This is a genomic window from Methyloversatilis sp. (genome assembly GCF_965284615.1).
Classification (GTDB): Bacteria; Pseudomonadota; Gammaproteobacteria; order Burkholderiales; family Rhodocyclaceae; genus Methyloversatilis.
Genome location: NZ_OZ260098.1, coordinates 214,187 through 230,586, shown reverse-complemented (window position 1 = coordinate 230,586; position 16,400 = coordinate 214,187). Strand labels below are relative to the sequence as shown.

Below are 16,400 nucleotides of genomic sequence, written 5' to 3'. Positions count from 1 at the left end.
GCCGTAAATCGTGCGGAGGTCGGGAACGGATTATCCGTTGCCGCACTCTGTAGCGGGCGCCGATCGTGAAACCGGGTACTTCACCCGGCAGATGCGGGACGCGACGCTATAATCCAAAGCTTCCGAGGAGCGCTGCAAGGTGCCGCAAGGCCCCCAGGCTCGGACCCCGCCAGACCGTCACGGTCGCGGGCACTTTTGCAACGGCGCTCACCTGAACCCGCCGCCCGGGCAGCAATCCGGCCGCGGATGGCAGGTGAGACACCGCCTGCCGCATCAAAAGGAGCCCGTAATGAATGCACCCGCCGAACTGAAGGATTACGTCATTGCCGACCTGTCGCTGGCCGACTGGGGACGCAAGGAAATCGCCATCGCCGAGACCGAAATGCCCGGCCTGATGGCGATCCGCGAGGAATTCGCGACGCAGCAGCCGCTGCGCGGCGCCCGCATCACCGGCAGCCTGCACATGACCATCCAGACCGCCGTGCTGATCCAGACGCTGGAAGCGCTCGGCGCCGAAGTCCGCTGGGCCTCGTGCAACATCTTCTCGACCCAGGACCACGCCGCCGCCGCGATCGCCGCTGCCGGTACGCCGGTGTTCGCGGTCAAGGGCGAGTCGCTGGAAGAGTACTGGGACTACACCCACCGCATCTTCGAATGGCCGGACGGCGGCTACAGCAACATGATCCTGGACGACGGCGGCGACGCGACGCTGCTTCTGCATCTGGGTACCAAGGCCGAAACCGATCCGACCGCGCTGCACCACCCGGCGAGCGAAGAAGAGGTGTGCCTGTTCAACGCGATCAAGACCACGCTGGCGCGTGACCCCAACTGGTACTCCAAGCGCATCAAACACATCAAGGGCGTGACCGAAGAAACGACGACCGGCGTGCACCGCCTGTACCAGATGCACAAGGAAGGCCGCCTCGCCTTCCCCGGCATCAACGTCAATGATTCGGTCACCAAGTCCAAGTTCGACAACCTGTATGGCTGCCGCGAATCGCTGGTCAACGGCATCAAGCGCGCGACCGACGTGATGGTGGCCGGCAAGGTGGCCGTTGTCGCGGGCTACGGCGACGTGGGCAAGGGTTCGGCGCAGGCGCTGCGCGCGCTGTCGGCCCAGGTGTGGGTGACCGAAGTCGATCCGATCTGCGCGCTGCAGGCGGCGATGGAAGGCTACCGCGTGGTCACGATGGACTACGCCTGCGAACACGCCGACATCTTCGTCACCGCCACTGGCAACTACCACGTGATCACGCACGATCACATGGCGAAGATGAAGGACCAGGCCATCGTCTGCAACATTGGCCACTTCGACAACGAGATCGACGTCGCCTCGCTGGAAAAGTACCAGTGGGAGGAGATCAAGCCGCAGGTCAACCACATCATCTTCCCGGACGGCAAGCGCATCATCCTGCTGGCCAAGGGTCGCCTGGTGAACCTCGGCTGCGGCACCGGCCATCCGTCCTACGTGATGTCGTCGAGCTTCGCCAACCAGACCATCGCGCAGATCGAGCTGTTCACCGAAACCGCGAAGTACCCGGTCGGCGTCTACACGCTGCCCAAGCACCTCGACGAGAAGGTGGCGCGCCTGCAGCTGAAGAAGCTGAATGCGCAGCTGACCGAGCTGACCGACGCTCAGGCCCGCTACATCGGCGTGCAGAAGGAAGGCCCGTACAAGCCTGACCACTACCGCTACTGAGTATTCGGTTCGCGATTGGCGCGCCCTTCGGGCCGCGCCAATGAAAAAGGCCATCCCGAGGGATGGCCTTTTTTGCGCCAGCGCGGTTCAGCGCGACTGCTTGATCAGCCGGCTGTTGGCCGCCTGCACAGGCCGCGCATTGTTGCGGTAGAGATGGCCGAAGATGCCGATCTGTTCCGGCGACAGCTGCAGCGGCTCCTTCATCACCAGCCAGGTCACGCCTTCCGAGCAGGGCGGCGTCGTCAGCGAACCCATATAGGTGTAGTAGTCACGCTTCTCCGGCAGCAGTTTCGCCAGATCGATGCTCACGTCCGGACGCGACTCGACGTTCTTCTGCAGCGGCAGATAGGCCCACAGCGTGTTGAACAGCGGGTGTTCGGTGCCGCGGTCGAGCAGCACCGCCACCACGGCCAGATTGCCGTCCAGATCCTTGTGCACCAGATGGGCGACCATGTCATAGGTCTTGCCATTCACGCGCTCTTCCGCCGGCTTGTGGAAATGGAACTGCACCAGTTCGTAGCGCTTGCCGACCAGCGTGATCGTGCTGCCCTCGCCGACGTTCACCTGCACCGTGTGGCCGTTGTTGACGACGGTGAAATAGGTGGTGCGGTAGTCAAACTGTATCGGCGGCAGATCGACCTTGATGCCGTCGCGGATGTCGATCGGCGATTGCGTCTGGCCGGTCGCGCATTTCGTCCATTCCGGCTTCAGCCGTCCCCAGTTCTGCGGGCCGAATTCGCCTTCGTAGCTCCAGTGGATGTCGCCGTGCGCATGCGCGACGGTCGCCGCCTCGAGCGCCGGCTTCTTCGGCGCAGCGTAGGCGGCCGGCGCAACGGCCGCCTGCATGACCGGGCGCGGCCGCGGCTTCGGCGCCGGTGGCGGCAGCGGGATTTCGCTGCGCGTCGTCGGCGGCTTGGTCGCCGTCGGGGCGGCGTCGTGTACATCGGGCTTCTTCGCGCCGGCATCGGCCACCTTTGCCGGTTCGACCTTGCCGGCCTCCGCCTTCGCTGCCTCCGGCTTGCCCGCCGAGCCGGCGGGCTTCTTCGCGCTGCTCATTTCCTCGCGCGCCTGCGCGGCGGCTTCGCGCAGATCGGGCTTGATGTTCACCATTTCGGTGCGCTCGACCTTGCCGAGATCGCCTGCGTTGGCGGCGGTGCGCGCGGCCCGGCCGGCCTGTTCGGCCACCTGACGGAGTTCTTCGGCGGCCGGCGGCTGACACACTTCGCGGAACAGCTTTTCGTCCAGCGTACCCGGCAGCAGAGAAATTTCGCTGTCGGAGCCGGTGCGCTCCTCGCGCAGGATTTTCTGGTTGGCGTCCAGATAGACGCGCTTGATGGTCGCGAAACGCAGGCTCTGGCAGTCGTAGCGATTCAGGGCCTGCACCATCGCGTAGCCGGTCTTTTCAGCGTCGGCCTCGGTCAGCACCAGCCGGCCCCAGGCCACTTTCTTTCCGCCTTCGGCACGCAGCACGCTGTCGCGGTCGATTTCGATCTTCTTGCCGCGGTCGGTCGAAATCGTGTGCCAGTCGGCCGCCTGCACCGCGCCACAGGCGCAGCCGATCGCCAGCGCGATCAGGGTCGGTCGGAAGATGGAAAGCTGCGTCATGTCCGGTCTCGTTCAGGCTCTGCCCTCGTCGGGCGATGACCGGTCTACGGCAGAGGGGCGCGTTGGCTTGAACGGCACGCCTTGCGCTCGCGTCGCGGGCGGGTTACCGTGCTCATGCACACGTTAGGGGTGCCGGTGACCTGAAGCATGGCAGCCGGCTGAGACACACCCTCAACACCTGATCCGGATCATGCCGGCGTAGGGAAACGGGCGACTTCTCGACATGGAAGCCGGCGTTCCCCGCGCCGACGCAGCAAGCACAGGAGCTTCCATGAACGCCAAAGACACCTTCCTCGCCGACCAGGCACACGTGGACGAAGCGGCGATCGCGCCGCTGCCCCATTCGCGCAAGATCCACATCGAAGGCTCGCGCCCGGACATCCGCGTGCCGATGCGCGAAATCTCCCAGGCCGATACGCCCACCGGCTCATTTGGCAACACCAGCGGCGAGAAGAACCCGCCGGTCTTCGTCTATGACTGTTCCGGCCCCTACACCGACCCCAAGGCCTCGATCGACATCCGTCGCGGCCTGCCCGCGCTGCGCGCCCGCTGGATCGAGGAACGCGGCGACACCGAACAGCTCACCGACCTGTCCTCCGAATTCGGCCGCATCCGCGCAGCCGACAGCACGCTCGACGACCTGCGCTTCCCCGGCCTGCACCGCCACCCGCGCCGCGCCAAGGCCGGCCGCAACGTGACGCAGATGCACTACGCCCGCCAGGGCATCATCACGCCGGAGATGGAGTTCATCGCCATCCGCGAGAACATGAACCGCGCCGCCTACGTCGAGAGCCTGCGCGCCACCGGCCCGACCGGCGAGAAGATGGCCAAGCTGCTCACCCGCCAGCACCCGGGCCAGAGCTTCGGCGCTTCCATCCCGGCCGAGATCACGCCCGAGTTCGTCCGCGACGAGGTCGCCCGCGGCCGCGCCATCATCCCGAACAACATCAACCACCCGGAGAGCGAGCCGATGATCATCGGCCGCAACTTCCTGGTGAAGATCAACGCCAACATCGGCAACTCCGCACTCGGCTCCTCGATCAACGAGGAAGTCGACAAGATGACCTGGGCCATCCGCTGGGGTGGTGACACGGTGATGGATCTGTCCACCGGCAAGAACATCCACGAAACGCGCGAGTGGATCATCCGGAATTCTCCGGTGCCCATCGGCACCGTGCCCATCTACCAGGCGCTGGAGAAGGTCAACGGCAAGGCCGAAGAACTCACCTGGGACATCTTCAAGGACACGCTGATCGAGCAGGCCGAACAGGGGGTGGATTACTTCACCATCCACGCAGGCGTCTTGCTGCGCTACGTGCCGATGACCGCCAACCGGATGACCGGCATCGTGTCGCGTGGTGGTTCGATCATGGCCAAGTGGTGTCTGGCTCACCACAAGGAGAGCTTCCTCTACACCCACTTCGAAGAGATCTGCGAAATCATGAAGGCCTACGACGTGGCCTTCTCGCTGGGCGACGGTCTGCGTCCGGGTTCGATCTTTGATGCCAACGACGACGCGCAGCTCGGAGAACTGAAGACGCTCGGCGAACTGACCGACATCGCCTGGAAGCACGACGTGCAGGTGATGATCGAAGGTCCGGGTCACGTGCCCATGCATCTCATCAAGGAGAACATGGACCTGCAGCTGGAGTACTGCAAGGAGGCGCCCTTCTACACGCTGGGCCCGCTGACCACCGACATCGCCCCGGGTTACGACCACATCACCAGCGGCATCGGTGCGGCGCAGATCGGCTGGTACGGCACCGCCATGCTCTGCTACGTGACGCCGAAGGAGCACCTGGGGCTGCCGGACAAGGACGATGTGAAGGAAGGCATCATCACCTACAAGCTGGCCGCCCATGCCGCTGATCTGGCCAAGGGCCACCCGGGTGCGCAGATCCGCGACAACGCGCTGTCAAAGGCGCGCTACGAGTTCCGCTGGGACGACCAGTTCAACCTCGGTCTCGATCCGGACAAGGCGAAGAGCTTCCACGACGAGACGCTGCCCAAGGAGTCCGCCAAGGTGGCGCACTTCTGCTCGATGTGCGGCCCGCACTTCTGTTCGATGAAGATCACGCAGGACGTGCGCGACTTCGCCGCCAAGCAGGGCCTCAACGAGGAGGACGCGCTGCAGAAGGGCATGGAAGTGAAGGCGGTCGAGTTCGTGAAGTCGGGCGCGGAGATCTACCAGAAGGTGTGAGGTGGAGGCCGCGCGGGCGCGGAACCTGTGGGAGCGGTCAGAAGACCGCTCCTGCACGAGCTCGGCTCCGGTGACGGATCGCGAGCGATCCTCGTGGGAGCGGCCTTGGCCGCGACACGGCCGTCGCCGTCCGCAGGCTTCGCTGAAGGCTGCTATCGCGAGCAAGCTCGCTCCCACCGATCACGACAGTACCCGAGGGCCTGCCGCATCTTCGCTCAGCCTTTCGGCCCCACACCAAAGAAGCTGCGAAAACGGTCCCAGCGGCGCTTGATCCAGGCCTTGGGCGTGTCCTGCACATAGTAGGTGAGCATGATGGACGCGCGCTCGCCGTCGGCTTCGGTGGTCTGACGCACGCTGTGCCAGCTCTCTTTCTCGACGACGGCGAAGGCGTAGCCGCTGGCCGGCATGAAATCCATGGCCACCGTCCGCTCCGCGTCCGGGCCGCTCCTGCCGTGGTGGAACACAGTGCCGAGGTGACGCTGCGAGGCGTCCCTGGGCAAATAGAACTGCACGGTGATCGCCTTGGCCGGCACGTCGGCATGAATGCCGATGCGATAGCCCGGCTGGTCACGAACCAGGATGGGGATCGGATAGAAATCCAGCTGGTCGATGGAACGGCCGAAGCGGGTTTCGAGCGACTGCCGGAACTTCCGCTTGAATGCGTCCTGCAGCGCCCGCGAACGCAGCGTGCGCGATACGGCCGTCCACAGTGCGCGCTGGTTCGCCGGCAAACGCCAAAGCTGTTCGGGGTAGAGGTACATGCGCAATCGCGCGCTGCTGCCGTCCGCGCGCATCGCGTCCTTGTGTCGCAGGTCGTGAAAACGGTCGCGCGCCGGAATCGACGCAAGCAGCCGCGCGTAGAAGTCGGGCGAGAACACGTCGCGCATGTAAACGTTCACAAGGGACGATCGCGGGCGCGCTGTCGTGGACGGCCGCGAGCATTCGTTCATCAGGCCCTTCGTTTGAAGCGTCGGCTCCTGGCGTGATTGCACTCCGGATATGCATGGGACAAGGCCCTCAACACAGGGACAAGTTAAAAAGCATAACGCGGTTGTGTCCCGCAGGCACGGGCATAGCCCCCGGCGAGCGGTCACGGTCAGCAGACGTCCGTCTCCGCGACACTCGCGAACTGCGCCGCGCCGGCCGGAGTATCCGTACAAGAACGCGACTGGGCGGCTTCACACACAACGAACCACATCGCACACATCCACGTCCGCACGGCTCGCGCGGTTACCATAGCGCCCTGCGGCCCGACGTGCGGGCCAACTTTCTGTGGGGCAGTCTGATGCGGATCACTTTCATCGGCGGCGGCAATATGGCCAGCGCGCTGATCGGCGGCATGTTGAAGCGCGGCGCCATCGCTGCCGACATTGCCGTGGTCGAACTCCAGGCCGACGGCCGCGACCGGCTGGCGCGCGAATTCGGTGTGCGTGCGGTCGAGGCGCTGGACGCCAGTGCCGCCGGTTGCGATCTGCTGGTGCTGGCGGTCAAGCCGCAGCAGATGCGCGAAGTGTGCGCCAGCATTGCGCCCTTGATCGACGGGCAGACGGTACTCAGCATCGCCGCCGGCCTGCGCGCGAGCGACATCGGTCGTTGGCTCGGAGGCCGCGCGCGCATGGTGCGTGCGATGCCAAACACGCCAGCGCTGATCGGGCGCGGCGTGACCGGCCTGTACGCCGATGCATCGGTCGGTGCCGCCGAGCGCGCCCGCGCTGAGGAACTGCTGTCGGCGGTCGGCCGCACGGTGTGGGTGGACGAAGAGAAGTTGATCGACGCGGTCACCGCGGTGTCCGGCAGCGGCCCGGCCTACGTGTTCTATTTCATCGAGGCGCTGGTGCGCGGTGGCGAGGCGCTGGGGCTCACCGCCGATCAGGCGCGCGAACTGGCGATCGCCACGTTCACCGGCGCGTCGGCGCTGGCGGCACAGAGCCCTGAATCGCCGGCCACGCTGCGTGAGCGGGTCACGTCGAAGGGCGGCACCACCGAAGCGGCACTGAAGTCGATGAATGCCGACGCCGTTGGCGACGCCATCGTGCGTGCGCTGGCCGCCGCTGCGGCGCGCGGGGCGGAACTGGGCGACCAGCTCGGCGCCGCCTGAACCGGCGCCCGGCCACCACTGTCTTCACGCGATACGACAACGACACGAACTCATGCTGACCGACCTGACCCTGCTCGTCCTCAACGCCGTCGCCAGTTTCATCACCACGCTGCTGCTGGCCCGCTTCTACATGCAATGGGCGCGCGTGAGCTTCCGCAACCAGATCGGTGCCTTCGTGATACAGACCACCGACTGGGCGGTACTGCCGGCTCGGCGCGTGATACCGGCCATGTTCGGACTGGACATGGCGACGCTGGTGGTCGCCTGGCTGATCCAGGTGGCGCTGATCCTGGTGGGTGCGCTGCTGCATGGCAGCATCGGTGCCGACGGTCTGATAACGCTCGCGCTGCTGCGCGGCGTGATCGAGATCGCGCGGCTGTCGGTGTGGTTCCTGATCATCGTGCTCATCATTTCCGCGGTGATGAGCTGGATGTCACCGGGCAATCCGATCGGCAGCATGATGAATGCGCTGACCCGTCCGTTCCTGCAGCCTATACAGCGCGTGATGCCGCCGATCGCCAACGTCAACCTGTCGCCGCTGGTACTCATCCTCATCCTGCAGATCGTGCTCTACCTGATCGACGCGCTGTCGCGGCAGCTGTTCGGCCTGCTGGTCTGACGCCGCCGCCTGTCGCTCAGACGCTCAGATCGACCTGACTGAAGGTACCTGTGGTGCCGTCCTCGCGCAGGTAGATGCCGGTCGCGCGCATTTCGCCCAGTGTTTCGTTGGCGGCGTTGCGCAGGCTGAACGGCGTGTTGACGCGGCCGAGGTAGAAGGCACCGGCGTTGGCCTGCTTCATCGTCTGCAGCGTGCCGGCGCCTTCGGCGTCCGGGCGCCACAGCCGCAGCTGCGCGAAGCCGCTGTCGGCCTCATCGATCCAGCCGTTTCCGTCCTCGTCCAGCGCGGACAGTTCCTCGAAGCCGTTGCCGGTGGTCGGTCCGAACAGTTCGCGGCCGTCGTCGATGCGGCCATTTCCATTGCGGTCGAACGCCAGCATGCCGCGACCGCCGGCCAGCGGCACCTGCTCCTTGCTGCCGTCAGCGTCGAGATCGAAGGCGAAGCGGACGTCGGACAGCGCCGCCGCCGGACCAGCGAAGTCCAGCATCAGCGGATCCTTCAGCACGGCGTCGCCAGCACGGAAGGATTCGCTGACGCTCATGCTGAAGCTGCGCGACATCTCGCTTTCGAGCTTGAAGGCGATCTCGCGCCCGTCGGCGGTGCGCACCGTGCCTTCGGCGGCGAAGGTGGTCGTTTCGGATTCGCTGTACTCGGCGTGGTAGTCATATTCGATGCCCCAGCCGGCACGCTGCGGCGCCTGGGTCTGCGCCTGCGCGGCGGAGCCGGAGGACGCGGGCGGCGCCGCGGTCGGCATGTCCACGCTGCGCAGCCAGCGCACGGGCTGACCGGTGATCTTCTCGATCATCATGATGAGCAGCGACAGGCGGGGATCGTTGCGCACGGCTTCCTCGATCCCGTCCGGTGCCTCGACGGGGTCGGCCTGCTGCGCAGCGAGCGCCGCTGGCGACAGGCTGATGCGCGCTTCGCTGCGCGAAGGGGGTGGGCCGTCGGTAGCCGGGCGGCGACGCTCGCCGGTCCACATTTCAAGTCGTTCGGATACCTGCAGACGCCGCGATTCGGCGTGCGAGGACTCAAGCTGTACAGTGCTGGCGGCGACCTTCACGGTTCTGTGCCTCCTGGGTTCTGACCTCGATGTGCCACCCGGAAAGTGAAGCGCGCGCACGTGCCCACGTGCAGTCGGCGACGCATGCAGGCGGGCCTGCATGCGTCCGTACCGACCATCGGGCGGCTTGGCAGCGTCGCGCCTGACAGCAAGTCGGGCGGTATCGCCGCACCCTGCGCGAGGCAGGGCGTCAGCCGCGCGTGCGCTTCACTTTCCGGGCGGTTGTACGGGTTTACGACGTGGGAAGCGGTGTTCCACAGGGTTAGACGCCATGCAGGGCGAATGGGCACCCGCTGCCGGGCGAAACGCGGCGGAAGCCGCGCATTCAGTGGGTCAGCGCGGGGGCTGCAATGAAGGTATTGCTGCCGCGGCTGAGGTCCAGCGTGCCACGGGCGAGGCGACGGCTGTCGCCGTCGATGTCGTTGGCGACCCAGGTTTCGCGGTCCTTGGACACCAGATAGATGAGCACCACGTCGCGCGTGACCGGCGGCGAATCCGGCGCGTCGTCGTCGAACTCGGCCAGCCGCAGCACGCAGCTCAGGCCGATCACATCGATGCCCGGCTCAGCGATGGTTTCCTGCACGAAACGCACCACCGACGCCTCGTCCAGCATGTCCATGCGGGCCAGCGCGGCGTCGGTGATGCGCCCGTGATCCAGCTGCGCCATCAGCGCAGTCGGTCGCGGCGGGCTGCCGCACGCGAGCATCGCGTCGGCGTGATCCTGGCAGGCGCGCAACACAGCGCGGAAACACGCTTCCTCCGTTGGCAGCATGGTTGTCTCCTCCACATGTGTGGGTCGCGTCCATGTGCGCGCCTGATGTGAAAGCTAGACCTGTGCGGAAAGGAAGTCATGACGCGCTGCCATGGCGGCAGTGCACCAAGTGGCGCGGGTTTGCCGGGTGGTTTGCGGGCGAAAGCTCAGACCGTGGCGGCTTGCGTGAAGTCGTGCAGTGCGGCGTCGGCCTCTGCTGGCGACACGACGCATGCGTTGACACGGGCGGCCGGCGGGCCGGTCTCGGCCCACGCCACCAGCGCATCGAGTGCCGCCGGTGACCGACGGCATAAGCCTCGACCGAGCCGTCGCGGCGATTGCGCACCCAGCCGGTCAGTCCGAGGCGACGCGCTTCCTCGACCATGGACGCGCGGAAAAACACGCCCTGCACACGACCGCTGATCGCGAAATGCAGGGCTTCGACCTCGCTGTCGTCCATCGCCGCGCGCTGCTTACTTGACGCGCATGCCGGGCTGCGCGCCGGAATCGGGCGACAGGATGAACAGACCCGGCACCTCGCCCTTGTCGTCGGAGGCGGCCAGTACCATGCCTTCCGACATGCCGAACTTCATCTTGCGCGGCGCCAGATTGGCCACCATCACGGTCAGCCGACCGACCAGCAGCGCCGGGTCGTAGGCCGACTTGATGCCGGCGAACACCTGACGCGGGCGCTCCTCGCCGATGTCCAGTTGCAGACGCAGCAGCTTGTCCGCGCCTTCGACATGGTCGGCAGCGACGACTCTTGCGATGCGCAGTTCGACCTTGGAGAAATCATCGATCGAGATGTGGGCACCGACGTCGGCCGCCGGGGTTTCAACCTTCTTCGGAGGTTCGGTCTTGGCCGGCACGGCGGCAGGGGCTTGCGTGTTCACCAGGGATTCCTTGTTGGCGTTGACCAGCGCGACCACCTGCTTGGGGTCGATGCGGGTCATCAGGTGCTTGTATTCGTTGATGCTGTGGCCGGCCTTGAGGGTCGAGCCGAAGTCGTCCCAGCCCAGCGGCGCGATGTTCAGGAAGCGCTCGACCTCGGCGACCAGGTGCGGCAGCACCGGCTTGAGCAGCACCGACAGCTGGCGGAACAGTTCGAGCGCGGTGCTGCACACCGACTGCAGCTTGTCGTCCTGCCCGTCCTGCTTGGCCAGCACCCAGGGCGCGTGGTCGTTCACGAACACGTTGGCCTGGTCGGCGCAGGCCATCACTTCGCGCAGCGCGCGGGCGTAGTCGCGCGACTCGTAGGCGTCGCGGATCGACGCCTCGTGCCAGTGGAACGGTACGGTCGGCGCCGACAGCGTGCCGGCGAAGCGCTTACTGATGAAGCCGGCGCAACGGCTGGCGATATTGATGTACTTGCCGATCAGATCCGAGTTCACCCGGGCGACGAAGTCGTCGAGGTTCAGATCGATGTCTTCCATCGAGCCGTTGAGCTTGGCGGCGTAGTAGTAGCGCAGCCATTCCGGATTCAGGCCGAGGTCGAGGTAGCTCTGCGCGGTGATGAAGGTGCCGCGGCTCTTGCTCATCTTCTCGCCATTGACGGTCAGGAAGCCGTGCGCGTTGATCTGGGTCGGCGTGCGATAGCCGGAGTGCTCCAGCATGGCCGGCCAGAACAGCGCGTGGAAGTACAGGATGTCCTTGCCGATGAAATGGACCATTTCGGTGCCGGCGGCTTTCGCACCCGCGGCGTCGAGGAAGTCCGCCTCGCTGATGTCGTGGCCGAGCGCCTTCTGCTTCGCCACGTAGTTGCGGAAGCTGCCGAAATAGCCGACCGGCGCGTCCAGCCAGACATAGAAGAACTTGTTGTCGGTGCCCGGAATGCGAAAGCCGAAATAGGGCGCGTCGCGCGAGATGTCCCAGTCGGACAGGCGGTTGTCGCCCGGCTCGCCCAGCCATTCCTTCATCTTATTCGCCGCTTCCGGCTGCAGCCGGTTCGAGCCCTGGGTGAAGTCGCGCAGGAAGTTCTCGCACTGCGGCGCCGACAGCCGGAAGAAATAGTGTTCGCTGGCGCGCCGCTCTGGCGCCGCGCCCGACACCACCGAATAGGCGTTCTTCAGTTCGGTCGGCGCGTACGTGGCGCCGCACACTTCGCAGGAGTCACCGTACTGGTCCTTGGCCGAACACTTCGGGCACTCGCCCTTGATGAAACGGTCCGGCAGGAACATTTCCTTGACCGGGTCGTAGAACTGCTCGACCGAGCGCTGGGCGATCAGGTCGCCAGCCTTCAGCTTGGCGTAGATGTCTTCGCAGAAGGCGCGGTTCTCGTCGGAATCGGTCTGGTGGTAGTTGTCGAAACTGACCAGGAAGCCGCCCAGGTCGCCGGCGCCCTTCTTCCACGCAGCCTGCACGTCGAGGCCGCCGAAGAAGTCGCGGGCATGTTCGTGCAGCACGCGCTCGACCAGCTGGCGCGGCGTGATGCCTTCCTTCTCGGCGCGCAGCATGATGGGCGTGCCGTGCTGGTCGTCGGCGCCGACGTAATGCACCTCGTGCCCGCGCATGCGCTGGAAGCGCACCCAGATATCGGTCTGGATGTATTCGACCAGGTGGCCGAGGTGGATGGCGCCGTTGGCGTAAGGCAGGGCGCTGGTGACGAGCAGGCGGCGGCGGGACATGATGGAGGGCGAAATGACGGCCAGAGCGGGGAAACCCGCAATTCTACTGCTCGCATGCGGCTGCGCCACGGGGCGCGGGTGTATCGGTTATACTTTAGTAAATTAATCGGGTATTCCGCGGCAGGCGCGCACGAGGCGCGACGGCGGCTGCCCAGCGTACGGAGTTGTCCATGTCCATCACCGAAGCCCAGGTCCAGAGCGCGCTCAAGGAACTGATAGACCCGAATACCGGCAAGGATTTCGTCAGCACGCGCAGCGCGCGGAACATCCGCATCGACGGCGCCGACGTGTCGGTCGATATCGAACTGGGCTATCCGGCGAAAAGTCAGATGGACCATCTGCGCCGCCTCGCCATCGCCTGTCTGCGCGCGATTCCGGGTGTCGGCAACGTCAGCGTCAGCGTGACGCAGAAGATCGTGTCGCACGCGGTACAGCGCGGCGTGAAGCTGCTGCCCGGCGTCAAGAACATCATCGCCGTCGCCTCCGGCAAGGGCGGCGTCGGCAAGAGCACCACCGCAGTGAACCTGGCACTGGCGCTGGCCGCCGAAGGTGCGACCGTCGGCCTGCTCGACGCCGACATCTACGGCCCGTCGCAGCCGCAGATGCTGGGCATCACCGGCCGTCCTGAATCGCCGGACGGCAAGTCGCTGGCGCCGATGACCGCCTACGGCATCCAGGCCATGTCGATCGGCTTCCTGATCGACGTCGAAACGCCGATGGTGTGGCGCGGTCCGATGGTGACCTCGGCGCTGGAACAGCTGCTGACCGAAACCCGCTGGGACGACGTCAACTACCTGGTGATCGACATGCCGCCAGGCACCGGCGACATCCAGCTCACCCTGGCGCAGAAGGTGCCGGTGACCGGTGCGGTCATCGTCACGACGCCGCAGGACATCGCGCTGCTCGACGCGCGCAAGGGTCTGAAGATGTTCGAGAAGGTGGGCATCCCCATCCTCGGCATCGTCGAGAACATGAGCCTGCACACCTGTTCCAAGTGCGGCCACGAAGAGCACATATTCGGCGAGGGCGGCGGCGCACGCATGGCAGCCGACTACGATCTGGAAGTGCTCGGTTCGCTGCCGCTGGCGATGCAGATCCGCGAGCAGGCGGATTCCGGCAAGCCCACCGTGGTGTCCGACCCGGATGGGCGCGTCGCCGAAATCTATCGCGACATCGCACGCAAGGTGGCCGTCAAGATCGCCGACAAGGCGAAGGACATGACGGCCAAGTTCCCGAGCATCGTCGTGCAGAACACCTGATCGAGCCGCCCGCCGGGCGGTCGCGTGGGAGAGTCCGGATGAAGCTGCTGAAACTGCTTGTACTTGCATCCTGTAGCGCGCTGCCCGCCTATCTGCAGGCGGCCGACCCGGTCAAGGGCGGAGAACTGGTGACCGAAGCGCAGTGCGAAAGCTGCCACGACGATCGTTATGGCGGCGGCGACGGAACCCAGATCTACCTGCGCAGCGACCGCCGCGTCCATTCACTGGCGCAGCTGGCCACCCAGGTCAGCGTATGCAATTCGCAACTCAATACCGGCTGGTTTCCGGAAGACGAGGCGCATGTCGTCGCCTATCTGAACAAGCGCTTCTACAAGTTCCGCTAGGGTCTGTTGCCCTTGAGGCGCGAACCGCGTTTGCAGCGCGCGATTCAAGGGCAAAAGACCTTGGTTCAGCTCGCCGAGCGCCGGCAGTAGCAATAGACGAACTGCTGTACGACGCCGCCCGGCGTATGGTGCGTTTCGTGGCTGTGTTCCAGCAGTTCGAACGGCGCGCCGAATTCGGCGTGCAGCGTTTCGGCGCCGTAGCGCATGACCGGCAGCCCGCTGCAGCGATCCGGCCCGTCTTCTGCGAAGGTGGCGACGATGACGTGACCGCCCGGCTTCACCGACTGCAACACCCGTTCGACATAGGCGTGTCGCTGCGCCGCATCGGTCAGGAAATGGAAGACCGCGCGGTCGTGCCAGAGGTCGTAGCGCTGGCGCGGCAGATCGACCGCGGTGATGTCCGCCTCGACCCAGCTCACCCGTCGCGCGTCGTCGCCGAGCCGCGCCTGCGCCGCAGCCAGCGCGACAGCGGACAGATCGAGTACGGTGAGGTCGTGATAGCCACGCGCCAGCAGATCGTTGACCAGGGTCGATGCGCCGCCGCCGACATCGATGATCGCCGCATCGCGCGCGAGGCCGGCGCGGGCGATCAGCGCCAGCGAGTGTTCAGCATGCGGCTGGAACCAGCTCACGACATCGGGCGCCTTGTGCGTGTAGATGTTCTCCCAGTGCGATTTGGTGACGTCGTTCATCGCGCGGCGGCCTTCAGCCCGGTGGAGATCGCATCGTCCAGGTAGGCGCCGTAGAAATCCGCCTTACCGGCGCCGATCAACGGCGAAGCGACCTGCTGGCCCCGCGCGTCGAGGAACAGCACGGTGGGTGCAAACTGCACCTTGAGCCGTCTGGCAAATGCCGCCTGCGTGGTCGAGGTGCCGTCGAAATCAGTCAGCGCGCGTGCGCTGTTCAGGTCGATCTCGCGCACCACCAGTCGGCCACGATTGGCCGCGTCGCGCGCCAGCGGCGCCAGGTAGTGGCTGCGCACCTCTTCGCAGTAGTGGCAGCCGGGCAAGGAGAACAGCACGACGAATACCACGCCCGGATTGGCCGCCTCGCGCGCGTCGTTCGCCGCGTGCACCAGCACCGGCAGCGCCGTGCCGGCCGTGCGCGCAGGCTTGGCGGCCAGCGCCGGACAGACGACCAGTGCAGCGGCAGCGATGAGGGCGCGCCACTTCATTTGCCGAGCGCCTCCTGTTCCATGCGCAGGAAAGTGCCATAGGCATTGATGCGATTGGCGGCATCGAAGGCCGGCATCTTTTCCCAGCGGCTCCAGTCGGTGCGGGCGTAAGCCTCATCGAAGGGCATGAACTCGGCGACGGCGCGGCCCATCTGCTCCCGCAGGTAGCCGATGTAGTCGCGGGTCATGCCGAGATCGCGCAACGGATCGGTCGAGGCCGGGCCGTGGCCGGTCACCAGCGTGCCCGGCTTCATTGCCAGCAGCTGCTCCATCGTGCTGAGCCAGCGCTTGCTGTCGGCGTCGCCGACGAAGGGGATGCGGCCAATGAACAGGATGTCGCCCGAGTAGATGACGCGGTCCTCGCGCACGACGATGACCATGTCGTCCGGTGCGTGCGCCGGGCCGAGGTAGACCAGCTCGAAAGTGATTTCGCCCATGCGGAAGCTGGTGTCGCCCTCCAGCCACACATCGGCGCCGACCAGTCGCGTGTTGGCGTTGACCCAGGGGTCGAGGTCGCGCCGACGCTGTTCGAGCCGCGCGCGCCCCTCTTCGCCTTCGATGTACTCGCGCCCTGCGCGGTGCGCCCACACATCGGCACCGATCGCCTTGAAGGCCTGCAGGCCGTAGAAATGATCGGCGTGGTAGTGGGTCACCAGTACGCGCCTGATCGGCTGATCGGTCACCGTGCGTATCGCGGCGATCAGCGCCTGACCCAGCGCGGGTGTGCCGAGTGCGTCGATCACCACCACGCCGTCGCCGGTGACGACGAAGCCGGCATTCGAGTTGAACGCCTCGTTGGCGAGGCTGGCCGGGCCCGATTCGCCCTGCACGAACCAGCTGTGCGGGCCGACCTGTACCGGCTTCAGCGGTGCGCGCAAGGCGGGTGCGTCGCCCGCCGCTGCGAACTGCGCGAGGAGGAGTGCGCAGGCGGCAAGCAGCAGGCGACGCAGGAGCGGGCGCATGG

The 16,400-nt window shown here is 65.9% G+C and carries 14 protein-coding genes, 1 pseudogene and 2 riboswitches; of the genes and pseudogenes, 6 read left to right on the top strand and 9 right to left on the bottom strand.

From position 1 onward, the window contains the following. Nucleotides 1-118 precede the first annotated feature (118 nt). Nucleotides 119-216: riboswitch (S-adenosyl-L-homocysteine riboswitch) on the top strand. Nucleotides 217-289: 73 nt separating this feature from the next. Continuing rightward, nucleotides 290-1,699, top strand: coding sequence for an adenosylhomocysteinase (ahcY, locus tag ACQ66H_RS01120; RefSeq protein ID WP_430432460.1), 1,410 nt, complete (start codon nt 290-292; stop codon nt 1,697-1,699). 87 nt (nt 1,700-1,786) lie between these two features. On the opposite strand, the gene ACQ66H_RS01115 is transcribed toward ahcY, so the two are convergent. Then, nucleotides 1,787-3,304, bottom strand: coding sequence for a surface-adhesin E family protein (locus tag ACQ66H_RS01115; RefSeq protein WP_430432459.1), 1,518 nt, complete (start codon nt 3,302-3,304; stop codon nt 1,787-1,789). 115 nt (nt 3,305-3,419) lie between these two features. Continuing rightward, a riboswitch (TPP riboswitch) is annotated at nt 3,420-3,526 on the top strand. A 49-nt stretch (nt 3,527-3,575) separates the two neighbouring features. On the opposite strand from ACQ66H_RS01115, the gene thiC reads away from it, so the two are divergent. Beyond that, nucleotides 3,576-5,504 (top strand): phosphomethylpyrimidine synthase ThiC, encoded by a 1,929-nt coding sequence (gene thiC, locus ACQ66H_RS01110; protein WP_430432458.1) that lies wholly within the window; start codon nt 3,576-3,578, stop codon nt 5,502-5,504. A 215-nt stretch (nt 5,505-5,719) separates the two neighbouring features. Here thiC and ACQ66H_RS01105 read toward each other — a convergent pair whose 3' ends face one another. Then, nucleotides 5,720-6,391: a hypothetical protein gene (locus tag ACQ66H_RS01105; protein WP_430432457.1), complete on the bottom strand. Its 672-nt coding sequence runs from the start codon at nt 6,389-6,391 to the stop codon at nt 5,720-5,722. A 398-nt stretch (nt 6,392-6,789) separates the two neighbouring features. On the opposite strand from ACQ66H_RS01105, the gene proC reads away from it, so the two are divergent. After that, nucleotides 6,790-7,602, top strand: coding sequence for a pyrroline-5-carboxylate reductase (gene proC, locus ACQ66H_RS01100; protein ID WP_430432456.1), 813 nt, complete (start codon nt 6,790-6,792; stop codon nt 7,600-7,602). 52 nt (nt 7,603-7,654) lie between these two features. Further along, entirely contained in the window at nt 7,655-8,221 is a 567-nt protein-coding gene (locus ACQ66H_RS01095) for a YggT family protein (protein ID WP_430432455.1), read from the top strand. A gap of 16 nt (nt 8,222-8,237) precedes the next feature. Here the strand turns inward: ACQ66H_RS01095 and ACQ66H_RS01090 are convergent, their stop codons facing one another. The 4 genes and pseudogenes from ACQ66H_RS01090 to metG form a co-directional block, all read right to left on the bottom strand. Beyond that, entirely contained in the window at nt 8,238-9,284 is a 1,047-nt protein-coding gene (locus ACQ66H_RS01090; protein ID WP_430432454.1) for a hypothetical protein, read from the bottom strand. Between the two features lie 325 nt (nt 9,285-9,609). After that, nucleotides 9,610-10,056, bottom strand: a complete 447-nt coding sequence (locus ACQ66H_RS01085; protein ID WP_430432453.1) for a hypothetical protein — start codon at nt 10,054-10,056, stop codon at nt 9,610-9,612. 146 nt (nt 10,057-10,202) lie between these two features. Continuing rightward, nucleotides 10,203-10,495: pseudogene (locus tag ACQ66H_RS01080) on the bottom strand (acylphosphatase). Between the two features lie 13 nt (nt 10,496-10,508). After that, nucleotides 10,509-12,659, bottom strand: coding sequence for a methionine--tRNA ligase (gene metG / locus ACQ66H_RS01075; protein ID WP_430432452.1), 2,151 nt, complete (start codon nt 12,657-12,659; stop codon nt 10,509-10,511). A 170-nt stretch (nt 12,660-12,829) separates the two neighbouring features. Between metG and apbC the strand changes: the two genes are divergently transcribed. Continuing rightward, nucleotides 12,830-13,918, top strand: a complete 1,089-nt coding sequence (gene apbC / locus ACQ66H_RS01070; protein ID WP_430432451.1) for an iron-sulfur cluster carrier protein ApbC — start codon at nt 12,830-12,832, stop codon at nt 13,916-13,918. A gap of 38 nt (nt 13,919-13,956) precedes the next feature. Next, on the top strand, nt 13,957-14,262 hold the full coding sequence (locus ACQ66H_RS01065) for a hypothetical protein (protein WP_430432450.1): 306 nt from the start codon (nt 13,957-13,959) through the stop codon (nt 14,260-14,262). 65 nt (nt 14,263-14,327) lie between these two features. Here the strand turns inward: ACQ66H_RS01065 and ACQ66H_RS01060 are convergent, their stop codons facing one another. From ACQ66H_RS01060 to ACQ66H_RS01050, 3 genes are read right to left on the bottom strand one after another with little or no spacing between them, the layout of a single operon-like run. Beyond that, complete coding sequence (locus ACQ66H_RS01060; protein WP_430432449.1) at nt 14,328-14,954, bottom strand: class I SAM-dependent methyltransferase; 627 nt, start codon at nt 14,952-14,954, stop codon at nt 14,328-14,330. Next, the gene (locus tag ACQ66H_RS01055; RefSeq protein ID WP_430432448.1) at nt 14,951-15,436 is read right to left on the bottom strand and encodes a thioredoxin fold domain-containing protein; all 486 of its coding nucleotides are present in this window, start codon (nt 15,434-15,436) and stop codon (nt 14,951-14,953) included. The genes ACQ66H_RS01060 and ACQ66H_RS01055 overlap by 4 nt, the downstream gene beginning before the upstream one ends. Next, nucleotides 15,433-16,398 (bottom strand): MBL fold metallo-hydrolase, encoded by a 966-nt coding sequence (locus ACQ66H_RS01050; RefSeq protein ID WP_430432447.1) that lies wholly within the window; start codon nt 16,396-16,398, stop codon nt 15,433-15,435. The genes ACQ66H_RS01055 and ACQ66H_RS01050 overlap by 4 nt, the downstream gene beginning before the upstream one ends. Between the last annotated feature and the right edge of the window lie 2 nt (nt 16,399-16,400).

Coding starts and splice junctions, on each gene's coding strand:
- ahcY (WP_430432460.1), top strand. CDS start 290: ATGAATGCACCCGCCGAACTGAAGGATTACGTCATTGCCGACCTGTCG.
- ACQ66H_RS01115 (WP_430432459.1), bottom strand. CDS start 3,304: ATGACGCAGCTTTCCATCTTCCGACCGACCCTGATCGCGCTGGCGATC.
- thiC (WP_430432458.1), top strand. CDS start 3,576: ATGAACGCCAAAGACACCTTCCTCGCCGACCAGGCACACGTGGACGAA.
- ACQ66H_RS01105 (WP_430432457.1), bottom strand. CDS start 6,391: ATGCGCGACGTGTTCTCGCCCGACTTCTACGCGCGGCTGCTTGCGTCG.
- proC (WP_430432456.1), top strand. CDS start 6,790: ATGCGGATCACTTTCATCGGCGGCGGCAATATGGCCAGCGCGCTGATC.
- ACQ66H_RS01095 (WP_430432455.1), top strand. CDS start 7,655: ATGCTGACCGACCTGACCCTGCTCGTCCTCAACGCCGTCGCCAGTTTC.
- ACQ66H_RS01085 (WP_430432453.1), bottom strand. CDS start 10,056: ATGCTGCCAACGGAGGAAGCGTGTTTCCGCGCTGTGTTGCGCGCCTGC.
- metG (WP_430432452.1), bottom strand. CDS start 12,659: ATGTCCCGCCGCCGCCTGCTCGTCACCAGCGCCCTGCCTTACGCCAAC.
- apbC (WP_430432451.1), top strand. CDS start 12,830: ATGTCCATCACCGAAGCCCAGGTCCAGAGCGCGCTCAAGGAACTGATA.
- ACQ66H_RS01065 (WP_430432450.1), top strand. CDS start 13,957: ATGAAGCTGCTGAAACTGCTTGTACTTGCATCCTGTAGCGCGCTGCCC.
- ACQ66H_RS01060 (WP_430432449.1), bottom strand. CDS start 14,954: ATGAACGACGTCACCAAATCGCACTGGGAGAACATCTACACGCACAAG.
- ACQ66H_RS01055 (WP_430432448.1), bottom strand. CDS start 15,436: ATGAAGTGGCGCGCCCTCATCGCTGCCGCTGCACTGGTCGTCTGTCCG.
- ACQ66H_RS01050 (WP_430432447.1), bottom strand. CDS start 16,398: ATGCGCCCGCTCCTGCGTCGCCTGCTGCTTGCCGCCTGCGCACTCCTC.